The sequence below is a fragment of the Paenibacillus koleovorans NBRC 103111 genome, assembly GCF_004000845.1.
GTDB lineage: Bacteria > Bacillota > Bacilli > Paenibacillales > NBRC-103111 > Paenibacillus_AA > Paenibacillus_AA koleovorans.
Genome location: NZ_BIMA01000009.1, coordinates 89,309 through 109,077, shown reverse-complemented (window position 1 = coordinate 109,077; position 19,769 = coordinate 89,309). Strand labels below are relative to the sequence as shown.

General features: G+C 56.3%; 12 protein-coding genes. 9 read left to right on the top strand and 3 right to left on the bottom strand.

All coding sequences use genetic code 11. From position 1 onward, the window contains the following. The first annotated feature begins 67 nt into the window (after window positions 1-67). Complete coding sequence (locus PKO02S_RS04960) at window positions 68-601, top strand: hypothetical protein (RefSeq protein ID WP_127579991.1); 534 nt, start codon at window positions 68-70, stop codon at window positions 599-601. 125 nt (window positions 602-726) lie between these two features. On the opposite strand, the gene PKO02S_RS04955 is transcribed toward PKO02S_RS04960, so the two are convergent. Continuing rightward, window positions 727-2,754, bottom strand: a complete 2,028-nt coding sequence (locus tag PKO02S_RS04955) for an ABC-F family ATP-binding cassette domain-containing protein (protein WP_127579990.1) — start codon at window positions 2,752-2,754, stop codon at window positions 727-729. 1,004 nt (window positions 2,755-3,758) lie between these two features. Here PKO02S_RS04955 and PKO02S_RS04950 point away from each other — a divergent pair. The 8 genes from PKO02S_RS04950 (at window position 3,759) to tatC (ending at window position 10,018) form a co-directional block, all read left to right on the top strand. Further along, entirely contained in the window at window positions 3,759-4,763 is a 1,005-nt protein-coding gene (locus PKO02S_RS04950) for a Gfo/Idh/MocA family protein (RefSeq protein ID WP_127579989.1), read from the top strand. A 26-nt stretch (window positions 4,764-4,789) separates the two neighbouring features. After that, complete coding sequence (locus PKO02S_RS04945; protein WP_127579988.1) at window positions 4,790-5,812, top strand: AraC family transcriptional regulator; 1,023 nt, start codon at window positions 4,790-4,792, stop codon at window positions 5,810-5,812. Between the two features lie 277 nt (window positions 5,813-6,089). Then, window positions 6,090-6,710 (top strand): 5-formyltetrahydrofolate cyclo-ligase, encoded by a 621-nt coding sequence (locus tag PKO02S_RS04940; protein WP_164821302.1) that lies wholly within the window; start codon window positions 6,090-6,092, stop codon window positions 6,708-6,710. Between the two features lie 62 nt (window positions 6,711-6,772). Continuing rightward, the gene (gene moaC, locus PKO02S_RS04935; protein ID WP_127579993.1) at window positions 6,773-7,267 is read left to right on the top strand and encodes a cyclic pyranopterin monophosphate synthase MoaC; all 495 of its coding nucleotides are present in this window, start codon (window positions 6,773-6,775) and stop codon (window positions 7,265-7,267) included. A gap of 70 nt (window positions 7,268-7,337) precedes the next feature. After that, on the top strand, window positions 7,338-7,832 hold the full coding sequence (locus PKO02S_RS04930) for a MogA/MoaB family molybdenum cofactor biosynthesis protein (protein WP_127579986.1): 495 nt from the start codon (window positions 7,338-7,340) through the stop codon (window positions 7,830-7,832). Next, window positions 7,829-8,884: a molybdopterin-binding protein gene (locus PKO02S_RS04925; protein ID WP_127579985.1), complete on the top strand. Its 1,056-nt coding sequence runs from the start codon at window positions 7,829-7,831 to the stop codon at window positions 8,882-8,884. The genes PKO02S_RS04930 and PKO02S_RS04925 overlap by 4 nt, the downstream gene beginning before the upstream one ends. Window positions 8,885-8,927: 43 nt before the next feature. After that, complete coding sequence (locus PKO02S_RS04920; protein WP_127579984.1) at window positions 8,928-9,176, top strand: twin-arginine translocase TatA/TatE family subunit; 249 nt, start codon at window positions 8,928-8,930, stop codon at window positions 9,174-9,176. Between the two features lie 62 nt (window positions 9,177-9,238). Beyond that, window positions 9,239-10,018, top strand: a complete 780-nt coding sequence (gene tatC / locus PKO02S_RS04915) for a twin-arginine translocase subunit TatC (RefSeq protein ID WP_127579983.1) — start codon at window positions 9,239-9,241, stop codon at window positions 10,016-10,018. A gap of 67 nt (window positions 10,019-10,085) precedes the next feature. On the opposite strand, the gene PKO02S_RS04910 is transcribed toward tatC, so the two are convergent. Together PKO02S_RS04910 and PKO02S_RS04905 are read right to left on the bottom strand one after the other, a co-directional pair. Then, entirely contained in the window at window positions 10,086-11,954 is a 1,869-nt protein-coding gene (locus PKO02S_RS04910) for a cadherin-like beta sandwich domain-containing protein (protein ID WP_246066839.1), read from the bottom strand. 117 nt (window positions 11,955-12,071) lie between these two features. Further along, window positions 12,072-19,625, bottom strand: a complete 7,554-nt coding sequence (locus PKO02S_RS04905) for an immunoglobulin-like domain-containing protein (RefSeq protein WP_127579981.1) — start codon at window positions 19,623-19,625, stop codon at window positions 12,072-12,074. Window positions 19,626-19,769 lie beyond the last annotated feature (144 nt).

Below are 19,769 nucleotides of genomic sequence, written 5' to 3'. Positions count from 1 at the left end.
CGCCCCGCTGCCGCCCGCCGGTGGCTGCTCTGCGCGCGAGGCACGCGGGGCTCGAGCGGCTTCGGGCGTGGCCCGCGAGGCCACGCCAGAGCCCGCGCCTCGCGCCGCTTCGCGTGCCTCCGCCGCTGCCGCCGCTCCAGCCCGCGCCTCGCGCCTCATGCGCACGGCGCTAGCGATCGCGGCGCTCGTCGCTCTGGCGCTAGCTGCGCTCTGGCTGCTCAACGCGGCCTTTCCCGCCGCATCTTCCACCCCCAGCCACATCGGCAACGCCATGCAGTGGCTGCGGGACGGGCGTGTCGACCTCGTCTGGGCGATGGTCGTCCGCAAGCTGCAGATGAACATCCATCTGCTCGGCGTCTCCGCATGGAGCAAGGTGCTGCTCGCCGGCTTGCTCGTTATGCTGGCGGTTGTCCTGTGGCCGCGAGAGCTCCGAAAATGGCAAAACAGCCACCCCTTCCTCATGGATGGCTGTTCCGCTATTACAATCGGAGCGATTGCGGCGCTGCTCCTCAATGACTCCGGCATCGTCGCCGGAGGGACGATGATTGTGTTCGCAGCCGTACCGCTGCTGCTGCTCAAGCTATCTTCAGACTCCCCATAAGGGGAGTATTGCTTTTATGCCGCCGCGATACGGGAGGCAACTGCAGCTGCCAAAAACAGTAATGGTTGCGGTTTTTCCAAAGAACGAGCCCCGGCTTCAGGTTATGGAAGCGAAAGGTCAGCTGCTTACACCAGCAAAGCTTCCCACTGCTCATACAGTGGAGCCAGCGCTTCTTTCTTGCCGTCGATCTCGAGCTGGCACTCCTGGACGGCCATGTAGTCGTTGTACACGTCCGGCTTCAGCAGTTCGGCCTCGAGCGAAGCCAGCTCGCCCTCGAGCACCGCAATCGCGGCTTCCACTTGCTCCAGCTTGCGCTGCCGGCTGCGCTCCTCGCGCTGCTGCTGCTTGTCGATGCCGGCATTCCCTGAGCCGCCCGTACCCAGCGCACCGGCGCCACCTGCACCGACGCCAGCTCCCGTGCCGGCACCGCCACTCGTACCACCAGAACCACCGGCATTGACGCCGGCTCCGGCTTTCCCGCCATTACTGCCTTTTCCGGCTGCAGCCGCATTCCGCTCGGCCTCCAGCTCGGCCAGCTCCTGCTTTTTCTCGATGTAATCCTCGTAGTTGCCCAGGTAGCTGGTGACGCCGCCGGCCGACAGCTCCAGCACGCGTTCCGCCATTTTATTCAGGAAGTAACGGTCATGGGAAATAAACAGCAGCGTCCCGTCGTAATCGAGCAAAGCGGCCTCCAGCACCTCCTTGCTGATCAGATCGAGATGGTTCGTCGGCTCGTCTAGGATGAGCAGGTTCGCCTCCTGCAGCATCAGCTTGGCAAGCGACACGCGCGCCTTCTCCCCGCCGCTCAGGGCGGACACCGGCTTGAACACGTCCTCGCCGCTGAACAGGAAGTTGCCGAGCACCGTCCGGATGCGCGCCTCCTCCAGGTGCGGGTATGCGTCCCACAGCTCCTCGAGCACGTTGTTCGAAGGAGTCAGCCCTTGCTGCTCTTGATCGTAGTATCCAACGTCCACATGGGTGCCCCACAGGAGCGTTCCTTCGTTATACGGCTGTTGGCCGATTAACGCCTTGAGCAGCGTTGATTTGCCGGCTCCGTTCGGCCCGATCAAAGCGACCGTCTCGCCCCGTCGCAGCTCAAACGAAGTCCCGCGGAACAAAGCGCCGGACTGCCCCTCGAACCTTACTCCAAGCTGCTTCACATGCAGCACTTCCTTGCCCGACGCCCGCCCGGCTTCGAAACGGAAGGAAGCCTTCTTCAGATCGCCAGCGGGCTTGTCCAGCCGATCCATCCGTTCCAGCGCCTTGCGGCGGCTTTGGGCGCGTTTGGTCGTCGTAGCGCGGGCAATATTGCGGCGGACGAAATCCTCCATCCGGCCGATTTCCTCTTGCTGCTTCTCATAATGCTTGAGGTCGGTCTCGTATTCGGCAGCTTTCAGCTCCACGAACCGGCTGTAGTTGCCTGTATATCGTTTGCACACATGCCGCTCGATCTCATAGATCCCGGTTACCAAGGCATCGAGAAAATACCGGTCATGCGAGACAACCAGAATGCCGCCGGGATAGCCGCGCAAATACCCCTCGAGCCAGGTGAGCGTGTCGATGTCCAAATGGTTGGTCGGCTCGTCGAGGACGAGCAAATCCGGCTCCTCCAGCAGCAGCTTGGCTAGCGCGAGCCGCGTCTTTTGCCCCCCGCTGAGCGTGTCGATCGGCGTCTCCGGTGCAAAGCTGCCGAAGCCCATCCCATGCAGCACGCCGCGAATGCGCGCCTCAATCTCGTACCCGCGCCGCTCGCGGAAACGTTCCGACAGCAGGCTGTACTTTTGCAGCACGTCCTCGTACCGCTTCTCGCTCGCCTGTACAGCCGGATCGGCCATCTGGCGCTCCAGCTCCCGCAATTCCCGCTCCATCTGGAGCAAGTCCGCGAACACGGTCAGCATCTCGTTCCACATCGTCTCGCCCGACTGCAGACCCGAATTTTGCGACAAGTAGCCGACCCGCGTTTCCTTCGACTTGAAAATATCCCCGGAGTCCGCCGACATCAGCCCTGCGATAATTTGCAGCAGCGTCGATTTGCCCGCGCCGTTCGCCCCGACAAGTCCGATCCGCTCTCTCTCCAAAATTTGCAGCGATATATTCGTAAGAATCGGTCTGATTCCGTAGCTTTTGTTGATTTGGTTCACTTGCAACAGCATGTTGATAGTCCCTCCGAAAGCTGATCCATGATTATGTAGTTCAAGTTTACCTGAAAACCCGCTGATTCACTAGTATATAGGGTTGAAATCCGCAGTGGACTGGCTGAGAGGGATCGTGTAGGAGGGAAAGGGAAGCTAGGGGGTTGAAAGGGCGGAGACTAGAGCATAAACTCAGCGGCGGCAAAATTTGTACGAAAAATCATACACCATGAGTCACTGAAGCTGATCTAAGTCGCGATTTGTGCGAAATATCAAATAAAAATGGGGTTAGGTAGCTGATCTGAGTCGCCAATTGTATGAAAAATCGTAAAGAATGAGTGGATTTAGCTGCTATTGGTCACCGGTTGTATTAAAAATCGTACAAATCGACCTGATGCGAGGATAGAGTTGACTAGGGCCATGTAGTAACCGTGCTGAGTAACAATGCTGGGTACCGAAGTACTCAAGCTGAGAACCGAATTTCCTTCTTTGACGGGCGGGAAGTGGAACTGAGAACCTAAGTACTCTATTCGCGAAGCTAGATTCGCGAATAGGATACTTAGGTTCTCAGATTAGCCGAAGTGGAGCCTGTATGCGAAATTTGGTTCTCCAATAGCGAAATTTGGTATCCAGCATGCGCCCACTGCCGCCCCACCTGCCCGCCCGCCGCACTCAGCACCTCGCATCCCACCACTGTCTGCACGCCGTACCCACACTTTACCGCCTTTACCCGCCTCACATTCCAGCCGCCCCCGCCCCTGCCATCCACCAACACCACGGCCCACGGCCCACCACTCAAACGAAAAATGGTCTCACGGTCATCTCGCGCCGCCCCCGCCCCTGCTCTCCACCAGCACCACTACATCGGGACTATCACGCAGATGTAAAATGTCCCTTCCTTCATGTCGCAATTTCATAGTATCGATGTCATAAATTTGCATTTCTGTCGGAGGGTTATTTGTGTTACCGTAGGAGCATGTCGTATTAACATAGTACCCATTAAACCGCCCAAGGGAGAGAATGAAATGATTAAAGTAGCGATGATTAGCTTCTGGCACGTGCATGCACGCGATTACGCAAGGCAGGCGACCGAACACCCGGAGACGGAAATCGTAGCCGTATGGGATGAAATTCCGGAGCGCGGGCAGAAGGAAGCTACGGAGCGTGGTGTCGCATTTTATGAGTCGCTGGATGAAATGCTGGCTAACCCGGACATCGATGCGGTTATCGTCGACGCCCCTACGAACATCCACCACGAAGTGATGATTAAAGCGGCGAATGCCGGCAAACATATTTTCACCGAAAAGGTCATTGCTCCTACGCAAAGGGAAGTCAATGGCATTCTGGCTGCCGTAGAGAAGGCGGGCGTGAAGCTGACGGTTTCGCTGCCGCGGCTTAACGATCGCTGCACGCTGGCTGTGCAACAAATATTGGAGCAAGGGCTGCTCGGCGACGTGACGCTCGTTCGCGCGCGGCTGTCGCACAACGGCGCTACGGCCGGCTGGCTTCCGGCGCATTTCTTCAGCCTGGAGCAATGCGGCGGCGGCGCGCTGATCGACCTGGGCTGCCATCCGATGTACTTGACTCGCCTGTTCCTCGGCTCGATGCCGGAGAGCGTTACCGCTCAATTCGGCTACATCACCGGCAAAGAAGTCGAAGACAACGCAGTCTCCGTGCTGAAGTGCGCGAACGGCGCGATCGGCATCGTGGAAGCGGGCTTCGTGAACGCCTACTCCCCGTTCTGCGTGGAAGTACACGGAACGGAGGGCACGATCCTCTACGGCTTGCCGGAAGATAAGCTGCTGCTCCGCACGAAGAAGCTCGGCGAGGAAGCTTCGAAGGAGTGGACGGTGCAAGAGCAGCCGGAGCGCAATCCGTCGGCGTTCCAGCAATGGGTGTCGCATATTCAGCAAAATACGGTAGCGAGCGAGAACATTGCAATGGCGGCGGATTTGACGAGACTGATGGAGGCTTCGAACTTGTCCGTGAAGCTGGGCCGCGCCGTGAGCCCTTCCGAGCTCGCTCAATAATAGAAGAAAGCGGGTAACCGACCGACATGACTCCGAACCGAGGGGAGCCGGGGAAAGCTCCTTCCCTGAAGAAAGGAGCGGCGCCGTTTGCGTTCCAGCCATTGGAGCAGGACCGGTTTTCGTTAGACCGGCTGGATTTGAAGTTTCGTTGGGGGCATTATGGGATTCACGTGTTGCGCTGCCATCTGATGCAATTCGCACCGGGCAAGTCGGTGTCGTTTCACAAGCATTCCGAATTCGAATTTCATTTCATCCCTCGCGGCAAAGGAAAAGTCATTCTCAAGGACCGCGAATTCGCGCTGCATGAGGGTCTGTTCTACCTCACCGGACCGGATCTGATCCACTACCAAGAGGCTGATGCGCATGAGGCGATGGATGAGCTCTGCCTGCATATAGATATTCGCGAGCTGGAGAGTGGGGGCTCTGACAATGCTTCCGCTCATCTGCCTGAGGACGACTGGGGCTCGGGGCGAGAACAAGAGGAGGCGGAGACCTGTATCCGCCGGCTGCGAGAGCTTCCGCCGGAGACGGCCGTGGACCGGTACAACGCGATGCAATGGTTCATGGCGGCTTCCCGGGCGTGGAAGGAAAACCAGCACGGCGCTTATACGACGATCAAGCAGGCGATCATTCAAATCCTGCTGCGGACGGTTCGCGGCTATGAAGCGGCAATCGTTCCAGAGGATGCCTCCGGCATTCCGCAGCGGGATATGAACGCGTTCCGCTTTCAACTGGCAACGCGGTTTATCCAGGACAACCATGCGGGTTTAATTACGCTGGAGAACGTAGCGGAGAAGCTAAGCATCAGCGGCCGGCAGCTGCAGCGCATTTTTCGCGAACAGGCCGGGGTGACATTTCGCGATTATGTGGAGGACGTCAGGCTGTCCCACATCTGCCGCGAGCTGTTAGAGGGGGACCGTACGTTCGAGCAGATGGCGGTCGAGCACGGTTTTTCCGGCGGCAATTACTTGTATTACGTGTTCAAACGGAGAATGGGCATGACACCGGGGCAGTACCGCGAGCGGCAGCTCGAGCAGGCGCAGCCATAACCACCAAGAGACCAGAAGGCAAGTAAATGGCGAAATGACTCAAAATCGACATTATCGGCAGCAGCGGCATCGCCGGCGCGCATGTGAACGCTTATAAGCAGATGGACGATGTAGAGAAGATGGAATAGGCCGTTTCTCCCGATCGCGTTCGGAGGAGCGGCTTTCCTTTTTTTCCGGATGATGGAGGCTCCATTTCGTACCGCTCGCTTTCTCTTCTGAACTTCATTATGCTACACTGAGAATGATAACTAGTTTTCTGAAAAGAGGCCGGTCACGGGTGCAGGATCACAAAAAACAGCTCCGCAGGCGGCTGGAGGCCGAACGAACCGCGCTTGCGCCGGAACAAAGGGCGGCCAAATCGGAGGCGATCTGCCGGATGGCGATCGATCGAGTGTTAGAACCATTGCTGCTGAGGCGCGTATCCGCCGGTGAGAGCCCCGTTCTGTTCGCCTACGTCCCGCTCCAAGCGGAGGTCGATGTCGGACCTATTTTGCGTTGGGGCTGGGATAAAGGGGTGCCGGTAGCGGTCCCGAAAGTAATAGCCGCCGGCAAGCAGCTGCAGCTTCATCTTATCCTGGGGTATGACGACTTGGAACCGGGCGCCTACGGCATTCTCGAGCCTGGGCTGCATGCCCCGGTACTGGTAGATTTAACGCGACTGGAAGTGATGCTTGTGCCGGGACTTGCGTTTGACGCCTCCATGGGGCGGATGGGGTACGGTGGAGGCTTCTATGACCGATTTATCGAACGGTGCCGAACGGAGCGTGGGGGCGATGAGCCTTTCAAGCTGGCGCTCGCCTATGACTTGCAGGTCGTGCCGGAGGTGCCGATGGACGCGCACGACATGCGTGTGGATGCGGTCGTGACCGAGTCGAAGCTGTTGTCAACAAAGTTGTAACAGTTACTCGTCGCAAAATGCAGTATACTGAGGTTGAGGGGAAGGATGTGCGAACGTTGGCGATGGAGAGCAAGCAGGACGGGTTGACGCATTTCAACGCAGAGGGCCGGGCCCGGATGGTGGACGTTTCGGAGAAAGGCGTGACGAAGCGCACCGCAACCGCGCGCTCGCAGGTGACGATGCGGCCCGATACGCTCGCCGTCATCAAGTCCGGCAAGGTCGGCAAGGGCGATGTGCTCGCGGTCGCGCAGGTGGCGGGCATTATGGCGGCCAAACAAACGTCCAGCTGGATTCCGATGTGTCATCCTTTGCCGCTAACGGGTGTGGAGCTTTCTTTTTCCGACAACGGGGCGGATGTGCTCTATATTGAAGGCACGGTTAAGACGACCGGTCAGACCGGCGTGGAGATGGAGGCCTTAACGGCTGTTTCCGCGGCGGCCCTGACGGTGTATGATATGTGTAAGGCGTTAGAGAAAGAGATGGCGATCGGACCGACATACCTGGTGTCCAAAACCGGCGGCAAACATGGCGATTTCATTCGCGGCGAAGCCGAGTAAGGGCTGCAGAAGGCGGTCGCCGTCCGAGAGACGAGGCATATTTCTTCGACAGGCTGGAGGGAGGAAGCTTATGCGCTGGAAAGTAGGGCTGCTTACGGCTAGCGATCTCGGATCCCGCGGGGAACGCGAAGATACCAGTGCACAGGTGATTCGCGAACTGGTGGAGGAAGAGCTGCAAGGCGATATTATCGAATACCGCATCGTCCCGGACGAGAGGGACGAGATTATGGCGGCGCTGATCGAGATGATCGATTATTACAAAGTGGATCTGGTGCTCACGACCGGCGGCATCGGCATGGGGCTCCGCGATGTGACGCCGGAGGCGACGCTGAAGGTGGTCGACCGGCTGGCGCCGGGCTTCGCCGAGGCGATGCGCGCCGCTATGATGCAGCGGTCCGGGTACGGCATGATGTCCCGCGGCGTGGCGGGCATTCGCGAGCGGACGCTCGTGCTGAACTTGCCGGGCACGCCGAAGGGCGTGCTCGAGAGCTTGGCCGCCGTCATGGAGCAGTTGCCTGCCGCCTTGAACCAGCTGAAGGGAAGGGCAGGCGAGCCTGAAGAATGACTAGCGGAAGCAATTCGACGGGTTCAGCAACGCCGAGCGCAACTCGATTGACGGAGGTACGGGTCGAGGATGCGGTCGGTTTGGCGCTGGCGCATGATTTGACCCGCATCGTGCCTGGCGAATTCAAAGGCCGGCTGTTCCGCAAGGGGCATGTCGTCCGCGAGGAAGACATCCCCGAGTTGCACAAGATCGGCAAAGCTCACATCTACGTGCTGCAGCTCGGAACGGCCGATCTGCACGAGGACGAGGCGGCGCAGCGGATGGCGGCGGCCGCCGGAGGAGCCGGCCTCGCCGCCACCGAGCCGAGCGAGGGCAAAGTGCTGCTGCGCGCCTCGGCGGGCGGGCTCGCGCGCGTGGCGAAGCCGTTCATCGACGACGTGAACGGCATAGGCCAACTGGCGATGGCCACATTGACGGATTGCACCGTGGTGCGGTCCGGACAGACCATCGCCGGCACCCGGGTCATCCCGCTCGTCGTGGAGCGGGAGCGGGTCGAGCGCGTAGAGGCCGCCGCCGCGGTTTGGCGCGAGGCCCATGGCGGCGCGGCGCCGATCCATGTGCTGCCGTTCCGCCCGCTGCGGGTCGGCTTGGTGACGACCGGCGGGGAAGTGTTCTCCGGCCTGATCGAGGACAAATTCGGGCCGGTCGTGCGCGCACGGGTGGAGGCGTTCGGCTCTGCGGTGGTGGAGCAGCGGTTCAGTCCCGACGACAGCGAGGCGATCGTACGCGAGATCCGCTATTTCCTAGAGCTTGGCGTCGATCTGATCCTGATTACGGGCGGCATGTCCGTCGATCCGGACGATCGAACGCCGGGCGCGATCAAGCAGGCCGGGGCGCGAATCGTCAGCCACGGCACGCCGATGCTGCCGGGTTCGATGCTGATGATGGCTTATTTGGGGGATACCCCCGTGATGGGACTGCCCGGCGGTGTGATCCACGACAAATTTACCGTGTTCGACGTTTTGTTGCCACGGGTTTGTGCGGGTGTGGCGATCGAACGAAACGATATCGTTCAACTAGGTTATGGCGGATTGTTTGCCGATCGTGGTTAGTTTTTAGTTAAATGCATTTCATTTGAAGAAGGAGGAGTTAAGCATGCCAAACATTGGTGCAACCGGGTTTATTCTGATCATTCTGGTCGCTCTGCTGTTGTTCGGACCGAGCAAGCTGCCTGAATTGGGCCGCGCCTTCGGCCGCACGCTCCGCGAGTTCAAGAACGGGGCCAAAGAAATTATGAACGATTCCGAGCAGGAGCAGCGCAAGGAAGTTTCTACTTCCACGTCGTCTCCGCGTTTGGACAGCAGGCCGTCGGATACCGCGGGCGAGAAGAAGCTGCCGGATTGAGCGAGTTTCCTTTCTATGCAAGTTGGAAAGGTTATCCGATGAGTTAGGTTGGTGAGTTGGAAATGAAGGATGAAGCTGCTTCCCTGGTGGACCATCTGACGGAGCTGCGCAAACGGATTATTTGGGTGCTCACGGTGCTGGTGTTGACGATGATCGGCGGATTTTTCGCGGCGAAGCCGTTGATCCTGTATCTCGTCAGCGTAGAGCCGGCCGCCAGCATGAACATGCCCTTGAACACGTTCTCGCCTTGGGACGCGATCCGGATCTTCATGCAGTTTGCTTTTGCCGTTGGGCTATGTGTGTCGTTGCCGTTCGCTTTGTTTCAGTTCTGGTTGTTTGTGAAGCCCGGATTGACCGAGGTCGAGCATACGGCGGCGCTGCGTTACATTCCCGGCAGTGTGCTGCTGTTTTTGATGGGGTTTTCCTTCGGGTATTTTATCGTGTTCCCGATGGCGTTTTACTTTACCTCCGAGGTGACCAAGAGCTTGGGCCTTACGGAGACGTACGGCATTGCGCAATACTTTACGTTTATGTTCAATATTGTGCTGCCGATGTCGGTGCTGTTCGAGCTGCCAGTCGTGGTCATGTTCCTGACCAAGATTCGCGTGCTGAATCCGATTCGGTTGAAAAAAATCCGCAAGTTCGCGTACATGATTCTGGTTGTAGTCGCGACATTCGTGACGCCGCCGGACTTTATTTCGGACATTCTCGTGGCGATTCCTCTCATCATTCTGTACGAGGTCAGCGTGCTGCTGTCCGGTGTCATCTACCGCAAGCAGCTCGAGCAGAAGCGGAAGTGGGAAGAGGAGTACGGGGAAGGGCCGGCGCCGCTGGTGGATTGAAAAAGGGCAGCCTCCTGTAGTAGCCGTCGAGCTACTTGGGAGGCTGCCTTTTTGTCGGGCTCGAGGCCTACGGAAGCAGGAGCCTCAACAACGTGTACACGTCGAATCGGTCGAGCTGGCCGTTTCCGTTGAAATCCTTGTCGCCGGGACCTAGCATATAGCGTGCGACATCGTCGATGTGAAGGCCGTCCGCCAAAATGTCGAGCTGCTGTTCGTAGCTGATCAGCTGCTGGGTCGTCAGGACGGGAGCGAACAGCTGCAGCACCGGCTGACCGGTCGGACTTGCAACGGCGCCGTGCAGAAGGCTCAGGCGAGGCAGCTCCGTCGGCAGCAAGGCGCGATTCAGCTGCAGCAGCACGGTTGCAGAGATGCCGGGCGTTTGCTGCGAGGCGGGGATGATCTGCGCTTGGACGACTTGCAAATCGTCACCCGCACCTGTGATAGGGAACGACATAGCCGGGGACTGCTGCGCCGGCAAAACGACCGGCATGGGGAACGCCACTTCGATCGTCGCGAGATCCCGGATTCGGGCGAAGGCGATCGGGTATTGCTCGGGCACCGGCTGTAAATGGAATCGGTACGTTCTCGTTGTGGTCTGATCTTGCGCCAGCACGGCTAGCTCGTAGATACCGTATTGCTGCGGATCAAGCATGAGCAGTTGAGGCTCGGAATAAGTCGATGCGGTCACGGTCGTCTCAAGCTGCGTAGGCACTGTGAGCTGCATCATCGGGTTAGGCATTATGCCGCGCAGCGAATAGGTCGCATTCGGGTCGGATAACGTCATGCTCAGCAGGCCAAGCGGCTCCGTTGCAGGGACGTACAGCGCGTAATCGCTGATCTCGTTCCGGAAGTCCGGCGCTAGAATCGTTCGGCCGAGCGGCTGCAGGCTGTGAATGTAGGCGTTGGACGAATGGTTGCGCATGATAGTGAGCGTGTACGTGCTGGCTGTGCCGTTTTCCGCGGTTACGGTTAGCTGTATGGGGTTTGGCCCTGGCTGCAGACCGACCAGAGCTTCCGTTTGCGTAAAGCCGTAGACGGCATTTGTTACGGTACTCGTTACCGAAGTGACGGTTGCCCGCGTGTCGGCTTTCGTGTACCGTAGTGTGGCTGTATCGCTTTCGTAGGGGACGGTCAGGTTATAGGCTGGCGTATCGGGCGAAAAAACGAACGGGTGTCCGTCGACGGCGAGCGAGCCTAGCTTGGCATTGTTGCTGAACGGCCGCGTAATAACGACATCGTCAATGACGTGACGGCTCGTGCTTGCGCCGGTGGCGGCGGCGAAGCCGATTCCTTCGTAGGTGTTGTCCAGCGTGCCGGTCCAATTCAGACGAAGCGTGCCATCCAGATAGGCCTTGACCGTGGTTGCGGTCACTTCGATTTTGACCGTGTGGAAGGAGCTCCCTATGAAATTCGGCGGAGTTGCCTGCGACAGCAAGGTGCCTGGAATCGTATGGTCGGTATTGTTGCGGAACAAGCTCATATGAGGTGCGCTCGGGTCTCCTGCGTTGCGGTATGTATCGAACTCTACCCCGTAGCCGTTGCCGGGCTCGAAGCCCAAGCCTCCGCCGCTGACCGGGCTTGTGTTTTTCTGTTTGTTGAATAGGAAGACCAGGCCGTCGGCCGGTTGCGTGCCCCCCTGATCGATGCGGAAGCTGAAGCTGATATTGAAAGGGGGCGCGAGCTTCTGCTTGAGCCAGAGCACCCCGGCTTTGTTGTCTTGCGAAGGCGTGAGCTCGACGTAATTGGAGGTTCGGCTGGCGCTGCCTATGAAATCCCACAAGCCGGTGTTGGAGGAGAAATCGTCGGCCGCCACGAGTGCTTCGGGTGGAGGGATGGAGACGGCGGCCATAGAAGGAACCGCCCAGACCGTGCCGAAGCCGGCCGCTAGGAGTAGAAGCAGCATAGTCCGAACATACCCCGTTTTTCCCGATCGCATCGTCACAGGTCTCCCTCCTTGTAGGTGTTTTAGCCTACGTCTATTATACTCGTTCTCTCACAAGAATGACCGCATTCTTTTGGAAAAGGATGCGGTCATTTTGTGTCGTTTTATCGATTAGGGGAGCTGCAGACGCTGATTCACAATCAAGCTCAGCATCAACTGCATATCCTCGCGGTCGTATTGCCCGTCTCCGTTCAAGTCCTTGGATACTTCCTCCCTGCGAATAAATCGCAAGACGTCGTCGATGTGGAGACCGTTCTGCATCGTATCCATCGCTCCGTACAGCGCATTCACATTAGCGAGGTTCATAACGGGAATGTGGAGCTTCGAGACCGGAGCATTGGCGGCAGTCGTCACGAAAGGTCCAGGCAATATGCTGAGCGACATCGGGGCGTAAGCATCTGAGACCGGATGCGCCAGCCTGATGACAACCTGGGTGACGCCGGTGCCGGTAAACACGGGCTTGATCTCGCTCACAGGGATCGGGATGCCTTGACTCAGTACCTGCATCTGGCCTGTTAAGGACAAGTTGCCAGGTTTAACTCCTTCCAGAAACCGCAGCTCGATTGATCTCGCGTCCAGCATACGAGCGTAGGAGAGGCCTGCCGTCGGTCCTGCCGGTTGGCGATCCAGTCGGAAGTAATACGATCGTGTCGTTACTCCGTCAGCTGCCGTCACTTGGATCAGGAAGCCGCTTGAGCCGGTAAAATCAAACGTCAACCCGTACGTGGCTCCAGTAACCGTCTGGCTTGAATTGTATACGAATCCGGTTGCCGTTCCATAGGTCACGCTCGTTACCGTATAGGTGACGCCTGTCACCGTAAACTGCGCCCCGGGGTCCGACAGCTTCAAGAAGCTGATGAACTGGTTTTGCTGGTTTGGAATAAACAAGTCGTATTCAATCGTGTCGCTAGTGAAGGATGGGGACAGGACCGACCCTAACACGTCGAATTGCGCGATATAGGCATTTGTCGAGCTCATTCTTGTAATGTTGATTGTGTATGTTCTCGCAATTCCGTTCTCGGCTGTAACTTGGAATTGCACCACATTGGGCCCTGGCTGCAGGAGCGCGGCGACGGTATTGGCATTCGCCTGATACACGGCCCCGGTTACGGTCACTTGAGCCGCGGCATCCTGCGGCGCATAACCGATCGTCAGTGCGGTTACTTCATAGGGCACTTGGATCTGGTACTGCAACGTCTGCGGCTGGAATTCCAGCGGAATCCCTTGTACCGCAAGCAAGCTCAGATTCGCGTTGTCGCTCAGCGGGCGGTATACGTTGACTTGGCGTACGGCCGTAGCCGTATTGCCGGCCCGGTCGATGGCTGTGTAGAGCAAATTGTATTGACCTATACCATTCGTGTACACGCTGCCGGTTATCGTCACGGCGATCTGTTCCACAGCATCCAGATTATCGGTTACCGTGTAACCTGGTTCCGTGTAGCTTGAGCCGAGCGGGATGTTCATCGGCAGCGGCCCCAGCAATTGCAGGTCTGGCGCTTGGCGGTCGATATGCTGGACCGTAACCGTTCTAAGCGCATAAGCGCCGACTTCGTTTTGGACCCAAATCGTATACTCGCCGTTTTCTCCGATGGCGAAGCTGTTATTCACAACGATGAAGCCGCTGGAGGCGAAGGCTTCGGGACTTGCGGTGCCCGGCAACCATTTGACCGCCGTAATGTGTGTCCCGTATACCTGCATCGTCACCGTGACGCTGCCTCTCGTCGGCGTGTCTGCCGGAGGAGTGATCGCTACGTTAGCGATCACCGGTGCCGGCAGACCGGCGCGTATGACTTCTATGGTGTAGATCCTCGGTGTCCCGATCTGCGGGGTTACCGTGATCTTGACGATATTGCTGCCCACTTGCAGGTTGCCCACAGGACCGGAGATCGCGGCCGTTGACCGGATCGGATCGGCTGCCGCCGCATGAACCTCGATGGATGTTGTTTCATACGGGACCGAAAGCGTGTAAGCCATAACGGTCGGATCGAAAGCCAAGGTGTAGCCGGTCACTCGAAGCTCTGTCAGCGTGGCAACCGGGGCTACAACGGTAACCTTGATCGTGACAGGCTCGGAAACATTGCCTGCCCGGTCATTCGCGTAGTAGCTAATCGTATATTCGCCAGGCACAGCTGCATTAACGAATCCGGTATGGGTCAAGCTCATCTGCTCAGGCATATCGTAATTATCCGACCATGTCATAGACGGCGAGAACGTGTCGCCGGCCCAAATCGTGACGGCCGCCTGCTGCGGGTCGACCAGCTGCAAGATCGGAGCGGTACGATCGATGTTATCGATCCAGACGACCTCCAGGTCATAGCCGCCTTCGATATTTTCTACAAATAGCGTGTAGTAGCCGTTCTCCGTTGCCTGGAAGCCGGATGCTCCCAGCGGCGAGCCCGCTCCATTCGCAAATTCTTCCTCGGACAGATAACCCTGCAACCAGCGAATCTGCCCGACATGGTCGCCGACGACCGTCGCTGAGACGGTTACTTCTCTGGACGGGACATCGTAAGCGGGATCCAACGAAATGTTCTCCAGAATCGGGTCGTTGAGCGTTGCGCGGTCTATATGGATCGTATACGTTTTCTGAGTCCCGTCTTGGGCATGAACCGTAAGGGAGTACGTGTTGATTCCGGGTTTCAGCCCTCCCTCCGGTGCCGTCCAGCTTACTGTGGCATAAGTAGGCTCCGCTGTAGTCCACGATAGGGAGGCGGAAGTCGTATCATAATCGACCGGAATCGTGTAAGTCGTTACGGCAGGATCGAAACCGTCCAGCACCCGTCCGAACAAGTACACTTCGCTAAGATCTGCATTGCTGCTCTTTGCCAAAATATGGATGATTATGGTCACCGGTTGCGACTCATTGCCCGCGCGATCCATAGCATAATAGGTAATCGCATAAGTGCCAGGTTTATGGGTGTTGCCGTCCCAGCCGCCGCTCGTCAAATTCAATTGATCCAGCTGGTCCATATTATCCGTCAAGTTCCATGTCAGCGGAGGGAAGGCTTCCCCGACCCAAATGGTAATCTGGTTCTGCTCCGGGTCTGCCAATTGCAGCGTTGGCGCAGTGGTGTCAATATGCTTAACTTCGACGATCTTCAGATCGTAGCCGCCTTGGACATTCCTTGCATATAGCGTGTAGATCCCATTGGCAGTCGCCAGGAAGCCGGAAGACTCTACAGATTGGCCGGTCGCTTCATTCAGGAAATCGGAGGCTGTTGCTTGGCCCGGCACCCATCGGAACGATTGGATATAGCTGCCGGAGACTGTGGCGTTGATCGTAACGCTTTGATTCGTCGGCATCTCCGCTGAAGGAGTGAACGTAATATTCTCGATAACCGGATTGTCTAGTTCGGCTCGAATGACATAGATCGTGTAAATCTTCTGAGTCCCATCCTGCGCCGTGACCGTAATCGTGAATGTATTGGACCCGACCGCAAGATTGCTTAAAGGTCCTGACCAAGTCGCTGTGGAATTGAAGTCGTATATGCCCCACCCTAGTGAAATGGAGGTGCGGTCGTAGCCAACGTTCACTGTATAAACCGTCACATCCGGATCCAAAGGAGTTAGGTAAATATCATTCACGTAGATTAAGTAAAGGTTGGCGTTTGAGCTCTTCTGGTTTACCGTGACGGTTACATATACCCGATCGGAAATGTTGCCTGCCCGGTCCCTGGCATAGTAGCTCAGGGAGGACACACCCGGAGCCGCCAAGCTCACGCTTCCTTCACGCACAACTTCCAACTGTTCAAGCGAGTCCACATTGTCCGACAAGGTGAATGCCGGATCCGAATACGAGTCGTTTACCCAGAGCGTTACTGCAGCATCCGATGGATTTGTGAAAGAAATCGCAGGTGCGATACGGTCGATATTGTCGACTTGGAAAACTTCCAGATCGTAGCCACCCTCGATATTTTCTGCGTAAAGCGTGTAAATGCCATTTTGCGTGATCTCGATGCCATCTCCGTACGGATTCCCGGCCTCTTCGGCAAAGGCGGCTTGATCTTGTTCCCCGGCCAGCCATCGGACGACAGGCTCGAAATCCGTGCCGTTGATAGCGGCGGTGACGAATACGGATCGAGCCGGGTACTCCCTGTCTATAGGAGAATAGCCGGGAGCTCCCAGAAGATCGGTTCGTCCATCTCGCTCGATATGAACCGTGTATACGAGTTGGCTGTTGTTCTGGGCGGTAACGGTGACCGTGTACGAGTTGCGGCCGACCCCGAGCTTGCTCCCCACTTCGCTCCAAGTCGAAGCGGAGCTGGCATAGACAGCATCCGACACCGTCCATTGGAGCGCTGCGGAGCGAGTGTCATAGCCAACCTGAACGGTGTAATTCAGCGTGGTGGGCGTGAAGTCAGGTACACTTTGTCCGTTAACGGTAAGAGAGCTTAGTGTTGCATTGGCGCTTTTCGGTTGGACCGTTACCGTTCGTGTTATGGTTGTTATGTTGCCTGCCCGGTCGGTTGCCGTATAGACGAGCTGATATTCGCCAATCGTTTCTACGTTTACGGATCCCTCGATAAGCACCGTAGGCTCCACCGAGTCATTGTCCGTAACGCTATATCCGGGATCGACGAAAGGATCGTTCTGCCAAACTGTCAAGGTGGAGCCGCCGTTTAGTACGAGCTCCGGACGAATACGATCGAAATGGGTAATCTCGAAGGTACGGACGACCGACCCGATCGTGTTGGCGATATATACGGTGTAAAAGCCGTTGGCATGGACGGCGTAGTCATTGTTGCTGTCCAGAGGTCCCAAACATTCGCAAGCGAGGAAATCCTCCTCCGTCGCCAATCCCGGCAGCCATCCGATTTGAGTGGGATACCCGAATACCGATACCGCGATGGACACCGTTTCGCCCTTGGTCGGTATCGTTGGGTCGGGCGTTATCAGCAAGTTCGAGATGATAGGCTGCGATTCGACCGACAAGGTGTTGATGTAGGCAGTAGCCGTGGCGGAGCGCAGTACGCCATTCCATACGTAGTACGAGAACGAATCCTCCCCGTAGGTTGGTCCGGTTGTTGTATATCGGAATGCGCTTGTGGCCGGATTCTCGAGCACTACAGTCCCTCTTGTAGCCTGGGATTCTATAACGAAAGTCAGAGTGGAGCCTTGCTCGTCCGATGCCTCCAGCGTTCCTGTCAACGGCTGTCCTTGCATGTGAGTGTAAGGCAGGTTCGTATGCGGATTGTTGACAAAATAATACTTGCTGCCGTACAGCAGGCCATCGCTGTCGCCGATTGCATCGGCTACCTTTCCTTCGACGACCTCGTTCATAGGATAATAAGCTTTCAAATAGTCATAATACGGGTGATTGGGTGTGACGGGTGTGGCGTAGTCCAGATTCTCATCCAGATGGAACAACAGAGCCTTGTGCCAAATCTGAAGGTCGTCGATAGCTGTATAGGCTCTGCCCATACCGAAGGATGTTTCTCCCCCTCCATAAGGGTTGCCTATCTGAATAGGCTGCGAAGAGGAGGACGTGTAAGGACCGAAATCGTCAGCGAAATCCTTAGTATCGGGCGTGTCGAGAGCCCCATTAATATAAAGAGAGAACTGTCCGTTCGATTGTACGAAGGCCAGATGCGACCATTGCCAATACGGAATGACTGTGGAGCTTGAATAGTGGTCCTGGTAGTAAGTTGTTCCATCATACAGCCAGAGATCGTAGTTGATTGTAGAGCCGGATTCAGTTTGGCCGTAATAGGTCGAAAGCCATATTTTTCTATAAGGACTGTCACCATCGCCAGGCTGGTAGTAAAGGGGGTAACCTTCAATATTTTCAGGCTTTACCCACATGGTTATCGTAAAATCCTCTGCGATGCTTCCCTCATGTCCTCTGACGAGAGCTGTCGCTTCATTAGCAGGCAATCTAATCGCTGAACCAAGAGCCAATCCCTTGCCGGTGAACACTTCGGGCGGATACAAATATTCAAAGTGCCAATTGGTTTCATTGCCTGCCCGGTCCCGGACACTCAGCCCGATTTCGGCATAGTCAGTTGCGGAACTCAGCTCCAGCTCGTAGTCGGATTCATAAGGGATCCAACCTTCGGTTACCGCAGACTCGCCGATGACAATCTTCATTTCCATGCCAGCAGTGCCGCCGGCGTCTTCCACAACCGAATGGATATTCACTTTCCCTAGTTGCGGTGTTTGGAGCGGCGTTAACTGGAAGGTGACTTCCGGTATAGTCTGGTCCAATGTAATCGGCGTCATGGAGGCCAGACTGCTTCCTGACGTAGTAAGCGGCAGTATCGTGATCAACGGGCTTTGATCCATAGCCGATATGTAGCCGCCATTTAATTGCAAAGCATTGACCGACTCGTAGTTTAGCAGGTCCGTCTGATCGTCGTCTCCAACCACATATTCGAACGTCAGCGTGTTGGTCTCGGAGCCGGAAACGTAGGAAGCGAACTTCCCTGTATTTAAATGAAGAATTGGAGTACCGCCTACTTGAACGGCTGCCGGAAAACGAACTTGAATCGGTATGACTGCGCCAGCGCGATAAGCCTTCTTATCTCCGGAAGCCATAACCTTTATCGGAGCCAAGTAGTTGGAGACCTCATTCATTTTGATGGCCACCGGTGTTCCGGCGAGACTGTTGGAGCTATATAGCTCAGGATATGGGAGCTGCACAGGCGTATCATCCATCAAGTAGATGGCTTCAGAAAACAATGAAGAGGAAGCCGCGTAATTCAACAGGGGGGTGGATGGATCATTCTCCCTTACTATGTAACGAAAGGTCAGAACATCCGTTCCGCTTCCGGATACATATTCCGCGTAGCCTCCAGTATTCATCAGCAATCGCGGCTGAGACGCCGAGTTGATTTTCACTAGTTGATTGAATTGGACGTAGATCGGGATTTCACTGCCGGATGTCATGTTGCCTGGGGATGCGGAAGTGAATACACGGGTTACACGATCTTGATGGATACTGACGTCGTCAATCTCTTGGCGGCTGTAATACCATCCTGTCCCAGCGGAAAAGCCCAGATAAGAGTAAGTTTGATCCAACTCTATGTTCTTGTCGATGTAGAGCTGATCATCTAAATATACCTTCACAGAGTCGGGCTTGACTTCAATATGTACATCGTGCCATTCACCGTTGGTCAATTTATTATTAGTGGAGCTGGGGGTGGCTGCTTGTTGAAGAAACTCCCCCGACGCTACACTGTTGGGGCTGTTTTTGAAAAGGGTAATATGCTCCGTTCCAATCGCGTCCCAATATTGCCCCTGGTCCATATTTACATAGGTATCAAATTCGACGCCATAACCGTTGCCTATCTCAAAACCGCTCACACTGTTATACGGAATCGAGGCATATTTCGCTTTGTTAAACATAAATGTAATGCCGTCAGCCGGCACGTAGGCGCCGTTATAATACTTGTGCTGACTCATCCTTAGCTTAAAGGTAACTGTATACGGCGGAGCGATCGCCTCTTTGAGCCAAAGCGCACCTGACATGCCTTCAGTTGGCGGAGTAAGCTGGACGGTGCCTTCACTTGTTCTGCTAGCCGTGCCTGCATAGTCCCACAAGTTGGATTTCGTCGTGAAATTGTCTTGCACAGCTACATTGGTACTGGCTTGAACGGTCGGACTCCATGATAGAAGCAGACCCAACAGCGAGAACAAGGTTATCCAGTAATACATCCATCTTTTCATTTATCGTTTCCAACTCCCAAATATCCGTCTATGGTCTCTCTTCATTATAGCTGGTAACCCGGGACCTTTGGAATAAATTTCATCAGGATTGATCGTGAAAATAATCGCGCGGACTCTGGACAACCTGTCGAAAAATCGAGTATT